This is a genomic window from Sphingobium sp. JAI105 (assembly GCF_015752145.1).
In the GTDB taxonomy this organism is placed as follows: domain Bacteria; phylum Pseudomonadota; class Alphaproteobacteria; order Sphingomonadales; family Sphingomonadaceae; genus Sphingobium; species Sphingobium xenophagum.
Genome location: NZ_JADOUC010000001.1, coordinates 2,377,978 through 2,391,788 on the forward strand (window position 1 = coordinate 2,377,978; position 13,811 = coordinate 2,391,788).

At 58.4% G+C, this 13,811-nt stretch carries 13 protein-coding genes; 8 read left to right on the forward strand and 5 right to left on the reverse strand.

The genetic code is table 11. The annotated features are described in order from the left end of the window. Positions 1 to 41: 41 nt before the first annotated feature. Entirely contained in the window at positions 42 to 1,055 is a 1,014-nt protein-coding gene (locus IWY39_RS11360; RefSeq protein WP_196871523.1) for an SMP-30/gluconolactonase/LRE family protein, read from the reverse strand. Positions 1,056 to 1,273: 218 nt separating this feature from the next. Here IWY39_RS11360 and IWY39_RS11365 point away from each other — a divergent pair, with 218 nt between their 5' ends. The 3 genes from IWY39_RS11365 (at position 1,274) to IWY39_RS11375 (ending at position 3,720) form a co-directional block, all read left to right on the forward strand. Beyond that, positions 1,274 to 1,984, forward strand: a complete 711-nt coding sequence (locus tag IWY39_RS11365) for a dienelactone hydrolase family protein (RefSeq protein ID WP_196871524.1) — start codon at positions 1,274 to 1,276, stop codon at positions 1,982 to 1,984. Continuing rightward, positions 1,974 to 2,684, forward strand: a complete 711-nt coding sequence (locus IWY39_RS11370; protein ID WP_196871525.1) for a class II aldolase/adducin family protein — start codon at positions 1,974 to 1,976, stop codon at positions 2,682 to 2,684. The genes IWY39_RS11365 and IWY39_RS11370 overlap by 11 nt, the downstream gene beginning before the upstream one ends. Positions 2,685 to 2,796: 112 nt before the next feature. Then, on the forward strand, positions 2,797 to 3,720 hold the full coding sequence (locus IWY39_RS11375) for a 3-keto-5-aminohexanoate cleavage protein (RefSeq protein WP_196871526.1): 924 nt from the start codon (positions 2,797 to 2,799) through the stop codon (positions 3,718 to 3,720). Between the two features lie 131 nt (positions 3,721 to 3,851). Here IWY39_RS11375 and leuC read toward each other — a convergent pair whose 3' ends face one another. The 4 genes from leuC to IWY39_RS11395 all read right to left on the reverse strand — a co-directional run bounded on the left by leuC (position 3,852) and on the right by IWY39_RS11395 (position 8,611). Then, positions 3,852 to 5,276: a 3-isopropylmalate dehydratase large subunit gene (leuC, locus tag IWY39_RS11380; RefSeq protein WP_196871527.1), complete on the reverse strand. Its 1,425-nt coding sequence runs from the start codon at positions 5,274 to 5,276 to the stop codon at positions 3,852 to 3,854. 112 nt (positions 5,277 to 5,388) lie between these two features. Further along, positions 5,389 to 6,642: a 3-hydroxybenzoate 6-monooxygenase gene (locus tag IWY39_RS11385; protein ID WP_196871528.1), complete on the reverse strand. Its 1,254-nt coding sequence runs from the start codon at positions 6,640 to 6,642 to the stop codon at positions 5,389 to 5,391. Beyond that, positions 6,639 to 7,487, reverse strand: coding sequence for a fumarylacetoacetate hydrolase family protein (locus tag IWY39_RS11390; protein WP_196871529.1), 849 nt, complete (start codon positions 7,485 to 7,487; stop codon positions 6,639 to 6,641). The genes IWY39_RS11385 and IWY39_RS11390 overlap by 4 nt, the downstream gene beginning before the upstream one ends. Positions 7,488 to 7,492: 5 nt before the next feature. Then, complete coding sequence (locus IWY39_RS11395; protein WP_196871530.1) at positions 7,493 to 8,611, reverse strand: cupin domain-containing protein; 1,119 nt, start codon at positions 8,609 to 8,611, stop codon at positions 7,493 to 7,495. Between the two features lie 570 nt (positions 8,612 to 9,181). Here IWY39_RS11395 and IWY39_RS11400 point away from each other — a divergent pair. The 5 genes from IWY39_RS11400 (at position 9,182) to IWY39_RS11420 (ending at position 13,806) form a co-directional block, all read left to right on the forward strand. Next, positions 9,182 to 10,399, forward strand: coding sequence for a M24 family metallopeptidase (locus tag IWY39_RS11400; protein ID WP_196871531.1), 1,218 nt, complete (start codon positions 9,182 to 9,184; stop codon positions 10,397 to 10,399). 8 nt (positions 10,400 to 10,407) lie between these two features. Further along, positions 10,408 to 10,704, forward strand: a complete 297-nt coding sequence (locus IWY39_RS11405; RefSeq protein WP_196871532.1) for a muconolactone Delta-isomerase family protein — start codon at positions 10,408 to 10,410, stop codon at positions 10,702 to 10,704. Positions 10,705 to 10,715: 11 nt separating this feature from the next. Continuing rightward, positions 10,716 to 11,021 carry a muconolactone Delta-isomerase gene (locus IWY39_RS11410; protein WP_196871533.1) on the forward strand — a complete coding sequence of 102 codons (306 nt, stop codon included), beginning with the start codon at positions 10,716 to 10,718 and terminating at the stop codon, positions 11,019 to 11,021. A gap of 211 nt (positions 11,022 to 11,232) precedes the next feature. Further along, positions 11,233 to 12,942 (forward strand): FAD-dependent oxidoreductase, encoded by a 1,710-nt coding sequence (locus tag IWY39_RS11415; RefSeq protein ID WP_196871534.1) that lies wholly within the window; start codon positions 11,233 to 11,235, stop codon positions 12,940 to 12,942. Positions 12,943 to 13,056: 114 nt separating this feature from the next. Beyond that, positions 13,057 to 13,806 carry an SDR family oxidoreductase gene (locus tag IWY39_RS11420; RefSeq protein WP_196871535.1) on the forward strand — a complete coding sequence of 250 codons (750 nt, stop codon included), beginning with the start codon at positions 13,057 to 13,059 and terminating at the stop codon, positions 13,804 to 13,806. The last annotated feature ends 5 nt before the right edge of the window (positions 13,807 to 13,811 follow it).

Here is a 13,811-nt window from a genome sequence, read left to right on the forward strand (position 1 = left end):
AACGGAGGGGGAGAGCGCTGTTGTCCATCCCGGCTGCCATGTTACCAATGGATCATCGGAAGACCCGGTACGGGCGAACGGAAGGTGGGAATGCGCGATGCGCGCAGGCCGCCCAGCATCACTGTCTGTAGGTCAGCGCCACCGAAGGTGATGCTCGCCAGCCACGGGCAAATCGTTCCTCCCGTGGCGTACAGGGTTTCGAAGGACACGGCTTTTCCGGAAGCGAACTCAGCCTCAAATGCGTCCGTTGCCGCCGCATCACCGTCGTTGAGCAATTCGATCGCATCGCCGTCGGGGGTTATGGCCACCAACCTATCGGCGAATACCATTGCCGCCCAGAGATTCCCTGCGGCATCGAAAGCGATTCCATCGATCAGGCCGCGTCCTAGGTCGGATGGGCCATACGTCTCTCGAGGACCCAAACCATCGGCCGTCACTTTGAACCGCGATACTCGCTTGGCTGTCGTCTCGGCGACGTAGAGCCATTCTTCCCCTGCGTCGAGCCGCAGCTCGTTCGTGAAATACAGGCCCTCTGCGACGACCCTCGGCCCCTTTTCGTCCATAAGGACGATGGCGCCATCGCATACCGATTTGCAGATCGCATCGCTCCAAGGATTGATCTTGGTCGATATGGTGATCCAAAGGCGGTTCTTGCTGTCACGCAGCACGAAATTGACTTTCCCCAGCCACTTTCCGTCGATGTCCTCAAACAGCACCGAGGTCTGTCCGCTCCGATCCATTAGCTCGAGCCGATCGGTACCGAAATTCGCGATCAGAAAATCACCATTTGGCGCGAAAGCCAGACCGTTCGGAAGGGTGCCGGTTAAGAGACTTGCTGCAGGATCGGCATTTAGATCGAACGCCCCAGCCTGCTTCTGGCTGATGAGCTGTTGCTGACCGTCAGCGGCGATGCGCATCACACCGCCGCGTGCGTCGGCGGACCAGATCGTTCCGTCGCGCTCGGCCAAGATACACTCGGGCCGTTGGAGATCCTCGCCGACCATGACGATTTGGGCGGGATCGACCGACCATCCCTTGAGTGGGTTTGTGCTCATAATATGCTGTCCTCTCGAACATCGTGCTGAACTCTTGCGACGACGGTCGCCCGTCAATTTGAAAAATTGCATTTTAAGACGATTATGTCTATATATATTGACAATATAATCGCAATACGGGAATATTGTCGCAATTTACGAACGTGTTGTCGTCATGGTTGGCATGCGCCCTTGTTTGCGCCACGTTCGTTTGCGGTGGGTCAAGGAGGAAACGGAGCATGAGTAATGGGCATTCGCAGGGAGACGGCAAGACGCCCCCGGGACTTCTCCTCACAGCCGGCGGCGACGCTCCGCGGCCGGGTATTGTACTTCTGCAAGAGATCTTCGGGCTAAATTCCAGCATGCGGATCATCGCGGAGAACTTCACCTCCCTAGGCTACGACGTTTTCGCTATTGATCTCTTCTGGCGCCAGCAAGCGGATGTGCAGCTCGATCCGACGGATGCGGGGGACCGGGAGCGCGCACAGGCCCTTATGGCCGGTCTGAGCGAAAAGGAGGCCCTTGCCGACATATCTGGCGCCGCCCGAAGCCTGAGGCGCCGCAGTACGGCGACTGGCAAGGTTGCTGCCGTCGGCTATTGCCTCGGAGGCCGTTTGGCCTATCTCGCGGCAGCGGACGATTTGATCGATGCGACCGTTTCCTATTACGGCGTCGCCATCCACCGTTCGCTCGATCTCGCCGACAAAATCTCGGTCCCCGTCCTTCTCCATATTGCAGGCGAGGATCATCTCTGCGACGAACAAGCACAGAAGGATCTATACGCCGCGTTCGAGCACAGGCATAACTTCTTGCTCCACACCTATCAATCTGCGGGGCATGGGTTCGCTCGACCGAACAGCCCACTATGGAAAGAAGGCGCTGCCAACCTGGCAAATGGAGTGACCTCCCAATTCCTTGCTGACGTTTTGAAAGATGGCGATGACCGTTGAGCGCGCCAAGGAGGATCTATCCCTATCCAGTCGGATTCTCGCGCATCTCGGAATTCTCGACGCGTTCGGTCATGTGAGTTGCCGCACTCCGGGCGATGCCGCCAGCTTCCTCATGTCGCGCTCATTGGCCCCCAAACGGGTCCGCCCGCCGGACGTCGTCCAGCTTGGCCTTGACGGCGAACTCAAGCAAAGCGGCAGCGAAAGACTGTTTATCGAGCGGTTCATCCACTCGGAGATTTACCGGGCGCGGCCTGACGTCTCGGCGATCGTTCACAGCCATGCGCCATCGATCCTTCCGTTCACCGCAGTAAAATCGGCAAAGGTTCAGCCGCTATGCCACCTCTGCGGTTTCCTGAGCAGCCTGCCGGACACCTACGACCTAGCCGATCATTTTGGATCCGCAACGGATCTGCTGATCCGTGATCGTGACAAAGGAATATCGCTCGCTGGTCATCTCGGCGACGCGAACGTGGTGCTGATGCGCGGCCACGGATTTACCGTGACAGGCCAAGACATTCCCCAGGCAACCTTTCGAGCCTTCTATACTGCCAAGAATTGCGAGCTTCAGCTCTCAGCGCTCCAGCTGGGCGAACCAAAGGCGCTGTCGGACGAGGAGGCCAGAGCGTGCGAAGAGGTTGTCAACGGGCAGATCGGTCGCGCCTGGGATCTCTGGGTCGAAGACATCACTGGCAGCAAATAGCGCGTGGAGTCTCGGCCCGATTGCGGACCACAGGTCTGAGCGACGAGCAGAAGCCGCTAAATCCGTAAGCGGGTCGTCAGCCGACGGACACGAAAAACAGGAAATATCGTTCATGGCAAAAGTCATCATCAGCTGCGCTATAACTGGCGCCGTCCACACGCCCACGATGTCGGATGCACTTCCGATCACGCCAGAGCAAATCGTGGAACAGTCGATTGAAGCGGCCGAGGCGGGTGCCTCGATCCTTCATCTCCACGCGCGCGTCCCGGAGACCGGTGAGCCGACGGGCGACCCGGACATTTTCGCACGCTTCCTTCCTGTCATCCGCCAGCGCAGCGATGCCGTCATCAACATCACCACTGGCGGAAGCCCTGCGATGACGGTTGAGGAACGGCTCCGCGCGGGAACACGCTTCTCGCCCGAAATGTGCTCGCTCAACATGGGCAGCATGAATTTTGCATTCTTCCCCGCCGCGACGCGGTATCCGACTTGGAAGCACAGCTGGGAAAGAGACTATATCAGCGGGTCAGAGGACTTGATTTTTAAAAATACGTTCAAAGATATCGCCTATATTCTTCAGACGTTGGGCGACCAAGGTGTCAAGTTCGAGCATGAATGCTACGATGTTAGTCATTTGTACAATCTGGCGCACTTCCTAGATCGTGGATTGGTGAAGCCGCCATTTTTCATCCAGATGATTTTTGGTGTCCTTGGCGGGATAGGACCGGATCTCGACAATTTGATATTCATGAAACAGACGGCCGATCGGCTCTTCGGCAAAACCTTCCAATGGTCGGTGTTGGCGGCAGGTCGCCATCAGATGACGTTCGCTACCCAAGCGGCGCTGCTTGGCGGCAATGTCAGGGTCGGCCTTGAGGACAGCTTGTTTATCGAGCGCGGGAAGCTGGCGGCGTCGAACGCCGAGCAGGTCACCAAACTTGTCCGCATAATCGGCGAAATGGGCCATGAGCCGGCAACACCAACCGAGGCGCGCGAAATGCTAGGTCTCAAGGGTGACGATCGAGTCGCCTTCTAGGCTAATTACCAAATCATCGTCGCATAATTTGGTTGCAGCAGGGCGATAGTCGAACACTACGAATAAAGCTTCGGTTGCTGAGATACTAGACAGGATCAGAAATATTGGTAGTAATTGAAAGACTCTGCCGTTTAAACCATCAGATCTCGAACATCGGTCAGCCGTCCCGTGACAGCTGCAGCGGCTGCCATGGCTGGCGAAAGAAGGTGGGTGCGCGACCCTGGACCTTGCCTGCCTATGAAATTTCGGTTCGAAGTGGATGCGCAGCGCTCCCTTGGGGGCACTTTGTCAGGGTTCATCGCCAAACACATGGAACAGCCCGGTTCTCGCCAATCGAAGCCGGCTTCGATGAAGATGCAGTCGAGCCCTTCAGCTTCCGCTTGGCGCTTGACGAGACCCGAGCCGGGCACAATTAACGCCTGCCGGATGTTATCAGCGACCTTCCGGCCTCTCAGGACAGCCGCTGCCGCCCGCAGATCTTCGATCCGGCTGTTTGTACAGCTGCCGATAAAAACATGGTCGATGCTGATGTTCTGCATGGGCGTTCCTGGCACCAGACCCATATAAGCAAGACTCTTGCGTGCCGCCTCTTGTCGCGACGGATCGACAAAGGAGGCCGGATCAGGCACCCGCCCGGTAATAGGTATGACATCATCGGGGCTCGTTCCCCATGTCACGCTGGGAGCAATCGCTGAACCATCGATTTCCACGACCCGGTCAAACCGAGCATCAGGATCGGTCCGCAATGTGCGCCACCACGATATCGCTTTCTGCCAGTTTGCATTGGTGGGGGCGAGCGGTCGACCCTTGAGATATTCGAATGTCTTTTCGTCTGGCGCAATCAGTCCAGAACGGGCACCGTGTTCGATCGCCATATTGGCCACGGTGAGGCGCCCCTCCACGGACATTTCGCGGATAACCTCGCCAGTATATTCGACGACGAAGCCTGCTGCCCCGGCGACGCCGATCCGGCCGATGATCGACAGTATGAGATCCTTGGGTGTCACTCCAAATCCCAAGCGCCCGTCGATGCGAATCTCCATCGATCTTGATTGCTTTAAGATCAATGTCTGCGTCGCTAGCACATGTTCGACCTCGCTGGTGCCTATGCCAAAGGCAAGCGCTCCCAGGCCGCCATGTGCTGCTGTATGACTGTCGCCGCACACGATGGTGGTACCGGGCAAAGAGAAGCCCTGCTCCGGGCCCACGACATGCACAATGCCTTGTTCAGGGGCGGTTTCGGTGAAGAGCAGAATGCCGAACTCGGAGGTGTTCCGCCGCAGCGCCGCGAGCTGGTTTGCACTTTCAGCGTCGGCAATCGGTACAGGATTGCCGGTCGCGTCCGTTCGCGGCGTCGTGGGAACATTATGGTCGGCCACGGCTAGCGTGAGTTCCGGGCGTCGTACGCTGCGCCCGGCAGTGCGGAGGCCTTCAAAGGCCTGCGGACTTGTCACTTCATGGACTAGATGCCGGTCGATGTAGATCAGGCAACTACCATCGTGGCGGCGATCTACGACATGCGCGTTCCAAATCTTCTCATAGAGCGTGGCTGGCATGTCCGACCTATTGCGAATTCATCTCATGGTAGGATGGATTTGGTAGGTTCTTCAAAGCAAACGGGGGCTGAGCGGTCTCCCAGATCGGCCTGGCATGCTGTTAAGCCGTGGTTCAGACAGCTTTCGCTGTCTGACCGACCCACTCCGAGACATCCTCCCCGTTAGTCGGCACGGGACCGGCGCCGATCTGCCCTGGATCGAAATCGTAGAGCCAAGCAAGACTCTCGACTCCGGCTTCGGGGCCGCGACTGCCGAGGAACTGCGCGGCAAGTTCCTGTGTCACGCCTTCGGCGTGATAAAATGCGCCATAAACCCGGGCCATAATCTGGCATTTTCCGGTGCGAAGGTAGCGCTGCGTTTGATAGGTCTGAAATGCGGCGCTGATGTTGTCGCCAGCGGTGAGGACATTTTGCGCGAGAACGACAGCATCCTCCAATGCCATGCACGCGCCCTGGGCCAGGTATTGGAGCATGGGATGTGCAGCGTCGCCCAGAAGGGTGACCCGAGCGGTGCTCCAGTTCCTAACCGGCTCACGATCGCAGAGTACCCACATCCGCCAGGTTTCGACCTTGGACAGCAAGGTGCGCACGACCTCGCAATTTCCGGCAAAGCGGCGGTAGAGCTCTTCAGGATCGCCCTCTCGATTCCAACCCTCGACATATTGGTCGGAGTGAAACACCGCGACGAGGTTGAATAATTTACCGCCGCGTAAAGGATATTGGACCAAATGGTTGCGCGGACCGGCCCACAAGATCATCGCGTTCTGGCGGAAGCGCTCCTCGATATCCTCGATTGGGAGGACCGCGCGATAGGCGATGTGACCCGATACGCGGGGCGGCCCGTCCCCCACGATCTTCGCGCGGATCGGGGACCAGAGCCCATCGGCTCCAACAAGCGCGCAACCGCGTAGGCTGGCGCTGTCCTTGATCGAAATCGTGACGCCGGCACCGTCTTCAACAAAATCCTCGACGATCTTCCCCGCGAGGAGCTCGATCGATGGGGAGCTGAGACAGGCGTCGAGTAGAGCACGGTGTAAATCGGCCCGATGAACCAGCGCATAGGGATAGCCAAACCGCTCTCGAACACCGCGGGCGACCGGGATCCGCGTGATCTCCTTCGCCGTCACACCGTTCATTCCGATCAGGTCGTCCGGATAGACCGCCGCCTCATCGATAGCGTTGCGCAACCCTAGAGCCTCCAGCATCCTGAAGCCATTTGGGCCCATCTGAATGCCTGCGCCAATTTCCGCGAATTCCTCGGCCTGCTCCACTACGATGACGCGGCGTCCGGCGATCGAGAGGGCGAGGGCGGCGGCGAGGCCACCGATGCCGCCGCCTGCGACGAGAAAGGGAAGTTGCCCGGTCATGCTGCGATCACCCCCACTTGAATCGAGCCAATGCCTGAAATCGACGCGTCGATGGTCTGGCCGGGCGCGATCGGTCCAACGCCCTCCGGTGTCCCGGTGTAGAGAATGTCGCCCGGATGAAGCGTATAGTAGTCTGAAGCGAACTCGATGAGCGCCGGCACATCCATGATAAGATCGCGCGTGTTTGCGATCTGTCTTGGCTCGTTGTCGACCGACAGCCGCAGGTCACGCCCGCTCGGATTGCCAAACTCGTCGGCGGTGACTAGCCAGGGACCCAGCACTGAATAGGTATCGAGTGACTTGCGCAGCGAGCGCTCTTCCGGACCACGAATGGTGATATCGAGACCGACCGAATAGCCGGCCACGTAGGATAGCGCATTCTCGCGCGAGACTCCCCGGCAGGTGCGCCCGATGATCACGGCGAGTTCGATCTCGTGATCGGTCCGCCGTTCGCCGTGCCGGATCTGGATCGGATCGCTAACGCCAATCAGCGAACTCGTAGCCTTCAGGAACAAGCCTGCTTCCTGGATCTTGCGCACATGCGCCCGGCTGAAAGTGGCCTCGTCAGCGATAGCCTCCTCGAGATGCGCCTGATAGTTGACCGGCGCGGCTACGAGCTTGCCAGGGTTCGCAACCGGGCTGAGCAGTTGAACATCATCGATCGGAATCCCCCCCTCTGTTGATCCGGGAAGTGACTTGAAGAGGTCAAGATTGGCTATCAGCACATCATAGGTCGGGAACGGGTAGCGGCTGGAAGCGAAAACATCCAATATATGCGTCACGTCCTGGACAAGGTTGTTGCGGACGACGCCGATACGGTCGTCATTGAAGCGACAGATGCGCATGTTACTTAAGCCTTTGGATGGGGACGGCGCTCGTCGCGCCAGAAGCCGAGGTGTCGCTGAAGCACCTCATCGGAAAAACTGAAGATGACCAGGTCATCGCTCGCCTGGAAACGGTGCCATTTCCAGCTCGGAAGAATGAAAACGTCCTTGGGCCCGACCCGCCATGTACGGTCATCGACGGTCACCTCACCCGTCCCCTCCACTACCGAGCATACGTGTCCCGAGATTGACCGGTAGAAGTCGCCCTCGAAACCGGAGGGGAAAAGACTCATCGATGCGGTCATGGTCTTGATCGGAGACTGCCCCGTAGTGGGATCGATGAAGTTCATTCTGAAGCCAAGCACTGGGTCCGCGCCGCCCGCGGCCCGCACTGCATCGAGTGACGATTTGGTTCGCTCATAGGGCCACCAGAACATGGGAGACCGCGCTCCGCTACGCGCATAAGCATGAGGCAGGAGCCCGCTCCCATATCTGGAAAGTGAGTCGCCAGTCGGACGCGCTATGGCTTGCCGATCTGTTGGATAATCCTCTCCGAAAGGCGCGTTCAGAAGATTGACCACGAAAACGTCCAGGCCGTCCAGCCACAGGACCGGCTCTTCGCTGGGATTTCCATGGTCGTGGAACGTCCCCGTCGGCGTGACGATGAAATCGCCCGGGGACATGATTACCTGCTCTCCATCGACAGCCGTGTATCCGCCTTCTCCCTCCAGGATCAGGCGAAGGGCAGATGCCGTATGACGGTGGCTGGCCGCGACCTCTCCGGGGAGAAGCAACTGAATGCCGGCATACAGCGAATTGGTAGCACGCCCTTCGCCTGCAAAGGCCGGATTGTCGAGGACAAGCACCCGGCGTTCTGCCTCCGCCGCAGTGATCAACTCGCCGGCGTCCATGGAATAGCGGCGCAGGTTAGCCCAAGACCAAAAGATTGGATCTCCGCCGTTGCGAGGCTCGCTGGCCGCCAAGCGGCGCATGATCTCCCAGAGTGGCAAGAGGCTGTCTGCCTGTAAATTCTCATGGAAGGTCGCGAGATCAGGCGGGGTCCGCTGAGCCTCCGCCGGTGTGGGTGCGTCCGGCGAAGTCCCGCCTGTCTTTTCGCGGGTTTCTAACGAGATCTGATCGGCCATTACTTGCCTTTCCATCGAAGAAATCATGCGTTATCCGGTAGCGTGTTATGAAGCACATGGCGTAAAATGGCAATAATGTATAACCAATGCAAGCAAAATTCTCGATTTATGACATTTAGGACTGTATGTTGCGAATTGTCGCTTTTGCAACGATCGATCGCCGGGTTGGGGAAGCGACCTTGTTTCGGCGCCGCTAGACCGCAACGCCTTATTTAAGAATGCTGTCATCCAGCGATACGGTTAAGCACCCAAATATGGGCTCCTTGCTACGCTGAATGGATGAGACCGCCGGAGGTTCGGAGCACGTGGAGACCGGCGTGAACAAGACATAAAAATGAACATTTTTCGCATAATATGAAATATATGATTGACTAAATGCGGCGGCATTGACATAAAGTGGGAAAGAAGACGACAAGGGTGCGCGGTCGGCAGACGTGCCTGAAAGCGCCACGCAACGGGTGTAAGGCTGCCCTCGGCTGCATCGCTAATCTCTCGGTCGCGGCGTAGCTATATGGCTTGCCGGCGCGCCCTGGCCGGAATTTCGCACAGGAAATTTAAGGTAACCAGCTTATGGAGCATGTTAAGTCCGATCTTTCCGAATATCGTCGCGAAAAGGAGCTGACGCTCGGCGAGCGTGATGCGCGATGGGCGCGGGTGAGGCTTGCCATGGCGCAGGCTGGAATCGACGTCCTCGTCACCCCTCCCAATCCCGGATTTTGGGATCAGCTCCAGGCCAACGCGACCTTTCTCTCGACCGTTGGCGGCAACAACGCCCCCGTTTCCGTCGTCTTCCCCAAGGTAGGTAAAATCACCGCTGTCGTAGGACCCGTGCCTTCGGCCGAGTTTTGGCTCGCTTGGCAGAGCTGGGTCACCGACGTCCGGGAGACGCCATGGTCGGTCGGAGAAGGGGTGATAGGGCGCCTCCGCGAACTGGGGTTTGCCGGCGCGCGTATCGGCATTCCCGGCTTAAAGGGTACGGTGCGCTTTCCCGAGGGCCTTGCAACAACCGGGTTCATCGATCGAATCTCCCAGGCGTTTCCTGACGCCGCGATCGTCGATGCAACGGACCTTCTCGATCAACTCCGGGCTGATAAGACCGCCGAGGAGCGCGCGGCCGTCGCGGACGCCGTGGCGCTGACCGAAGAAGCGTTTGAACTCCTCCTGCGCGAGGCCAAGGCGGGCGTGCCCGAGCGGGTGCTTTACGGCAAGATGGTCGGCCATCTGATCGCAAGGGGTGCGCTGCCTACCAATTTCCTGATGTGGTCGGCGGGGGGGGGCTTCCGTTTCAGCCTGGCACCGTTTCCGACGGCACGGCCGCTGCGTCAGGGTGATATCATCCACTGCGAAATCGAGGCGCGGGGAACGTCGGGCTATCTTGGCCAGATTTCCAGAACCGTGAGCCTTGGCGCTCCCGGCGACGCCATGAAAGCCATGTTCGATCTGGCTGTTGAAACTTTCGCAAGCGTGATGGCATCGATGAAACCCGGGGCGACGATAGGGGACATCCTCGCAGTCTATAAAGAGCGCAACGCGCAGACCAGCTTCCGCGTCGTACCTGTCATTCATACCCGGGCACTCGGCGAAGACCGCCCCATGATCGTCTTTGGCACGCAGGATCCAGCGATCCTGCAGTTCGAGATCCAGCAGCATCATATCTATGCACTCAAGGTGCAGGTTCGCGATGAGAGCACCGGTGAGATGGGCTTCTGGGGCGAATCCGTGGCGATCGGATCCGAGGGCGCGGCGCGATTGGGTGCCGGTCCACTCGAACTATCAATTATCAAGTGAGGACTGATATGGACTTCTTTGTCGAAATGGAGATTGGCTTTCCGCCGGACTACGATCCCGAAAAGCTTGCGGAGATTACCCGCAAAGAGCGTGAGCGCGCCTCTGAAATCACTGCGGCCGGTACCTTTTTCAAGGAGGTCTGGATAGTGCCATGCCAGCGGTCGCGCATCCTGATCTGTACAGCGGACGATGCGACGCAGTTGCATGAGACCTTCGCTAGTCTGCCGGCGTGGCGCTGGAGCAAGCTTCAGGCGACGCCACTGGTGGAGTGCGCCGTGGGCGCCTCAATTTGTATTCCGGATTGAAGGATAAAAAAATGCAGTTTTTGGTGAGAATGACGAATCAATTGCCGCCCGATTTTCCGGAAGAATGTCGGAAACAGCTTGTTGCCGCCGAGCAGAAGCGTTCGCGTGAACTGTCCGAAGGTGGCAAGCTGGTTGCGCATTGGAAGGTGCCTCTGAAGCACGAGACGATCACGCTTTGGGAAGTCTCGGGCCAGGCCGAACTTCACGAACTGGTGATGTCGCTCCCGGCTGCCGCTTGGGCGAGTGCCAGCGTCACTCCGCTTGTACCGAGGAATCTGCATCAGCACGCCAGCAATCCGCCCGGAAAGATTGCCTGAGCCTCGGCAGCAGAACGATCGGGATCATGCGAAGATTGCGTTCTGACTCCTGCGCCCAAAGAAGGGTAAGGGACGGCTCGTACGCGTTGAATTGCGAAGAAGCAAAGGGTGGGGCCTCTGAGGCAGGTGCCAGCCGGCGCGTAGACCGAGCTTATCCGCGGTTCGCAGTGTCTAAAAAACGGGTTGAGTTTCAAAAGAAAGAAACCATGACATGACGTTGGGCGACAGTGAGAACATGGAAGTCGACGTGATTGTTGCCGGCTCCGGAAGCGCCGGCATGACCACAGCGATCGTTGCCGCCAAACGCGGTCTCAAAGTCCTGCTCGTCGAGAAGACGCAGTATTTTGGAGGCATCACGGCTTGGTCGGGCGGTGGCTGCTGGATTCCGAACAATCATCAGATGGGTGCTATCGGCGCCAGCGATTCCCTTGAAGCCGCGAAAGACTATCTTAAGGCGGTTGTTGGCAACAGACTGCGTCCTGATCTCGCCGAGGCGTTCCTCGCCAATGGTCCGGAAATGATCGACTTCATGTTGGCCAACACGGACGTTCAGATGATGGTGCGCCCGGGTCCGGATTATTTCCCGGAACTGCCCGGTGGATCGAAGGCCGGGCGAGCGTTCACGCCGGTAGGTTTCGACGGCCGAGAGCTCAGCCGCGATACTCTTCAGAAACTTCGCCCGCCGCTCGAGCAGTTCAACGCTCCGTGGGGCATGATGGTGAGTATGCCGGACATCCAGCACGGCATGGCTGCGAACCGGAGCATGAAGTCCGCACTACATATGCTCAAGCTGTTTGCGCGGCATGCTTCCGACAAAATCCTGTACGGACGCGGCACGCGGCTATTCATGGGAAACGCGCTGGTTGCCCGCTTTCTCAAATCCGCAATCGATGCGGGCGTCACACTATGGACGGAAAGCCCGGTCGTCGATTTGATCCACCAAGATGCCGCCGTCACGGGTGCAATTGTTCGACATGGCGGGAGAAATATTCGCGTTTCCGCCCGGCGTGGCGTTGTTCTCGCAACCGGCGGGTTCGCCGCGAATGAAATGATGCGCAAGCAATATTATCCCCGAGTCGAACAGACAATGCCACTGGTGCCAGACGGCAATACCGGTGATGGAATTAACATCGGCTCGCGGGCGGGCGCTACGCTGCAGTCTGACAATGCAGACAACGCGGTCTGGACAGTTTTGTCACGCTATCGGCAGAAGGACGGCACTATCGAACCTGTGCCCCATATCATCGATCTCGGACGTCCTGGCGTCATCGTCATCAATCGCAATGGCGAGCGATTCACGAACGAGGCAACGCTGTTCGTCGGCCAGAAGATGCGGGAGACGGGGTCGCTCCCCGCGTGGATAATTTGCGATGCGAAATTCATCCACAAATGGGGCCTTGGGCTGATCTATCCTCATGGCATCCGTCTCAAGCGGCTGGTGCGGCAAGGATATGTGCAACGTGCGCCCACGCTTGTTGCCTTAGCGAGCACGATTGGGATCAATGAGACTAATCTCCTCAAAACAGTGGAGGCCGCTAATGCGGCCGCCCGTGCCGGGCAAGGCGATCCCATGGGCAAAGGCGACGGCGGCTTTGATCGCTATCTTGGCGATCATTCCAACAAACCTCATCCCAACCTCGCACCGATCGAAAACGGCCCATTCTACGCGTTGGAAATCATCGCAGGTGAGATCAGCTCGACATTGGGCATGCGGACCAGCGTGACTGGAGAAGTGCTCGACCAGCAGAATGAGCCAATTCCCGGTCTGTACGCCTGCGGACTAGATTCGAACTCCATGTGGGCAGGGTTGCCACCGGCAAACGGCGCCAACAACGGCGCCAACATGACATTCGGATATATTATTGCCCGCACCCTGGCCGGCGTTCCGCCGCGATCGCCAGTGAGGGCCGCAACGGCCTGACGCAGTGGGCCCGTTTGGTCATCGCGTTGGGAACGAACTGCGCTCCCATACACGTCACGGCTAGGGCGCCGCAAGAGGTTCAGATCAGACCCATTGAATTTAAGGAGCGCAATCATGGACATTGAAAATTCTATCGCCTTCGTCACCGGGGCCAACCGAGGTCTGGGCAAGTCATTTATCGAGGCGCTGCTGGCTGCTGGGGCCTCCAAGGTTTATGCTGGCGCACGCGATCCCCAAAAAGTTACTGTTACTGATCCGCGCGTCGTGCCGGTAAAACTCGACATCACCGATGAGAATGACGTGAAGGCTGCGGCGGAAACTTGCCCTGACGTCAATCTGTTGATCAACAACGCCGGCATCATGAAGGAAAGCCCGGTGTTGGCCGAAGGTTCGGAAAACGCGCTGCGCGCCGAGATGGAAGTCAATGTCTTCGGTACGCTGCGGGTCGCTCGGGCCTTTGCGCCGGTTCTTGCCCGAAACGACAACAGCGCCATCGTCAACATCCTGTCTGTGACGAGCCTCATCACATATCCCTTCAACGCCACCTATGCGGCCACGAAGCATGCCGGTCTGGCGCTGACGGATGGAATGCGGCCCCAGCTAAAGGCTCAGGGAACGCAGGTGATCGCGGTCTTCGCTGGTTATATCGACACTGACATGGCGGCATCCGTGGATCGCCCAAAAACGCCGCCCTCGCAGGTGGTCGAACGGGCATTGACCGCCATTCGCGAGGGTCACAATCAGGTCTATGCGGACGACCGCGCGCTCGACGCCTGGACTTCTACGCGATCCGATCCAACCCCAGTGCAGACCTTGGTTCAACAATATTGGGATATGAGCCAAGCAGCCCCGGCCCCGCAATAGGACCT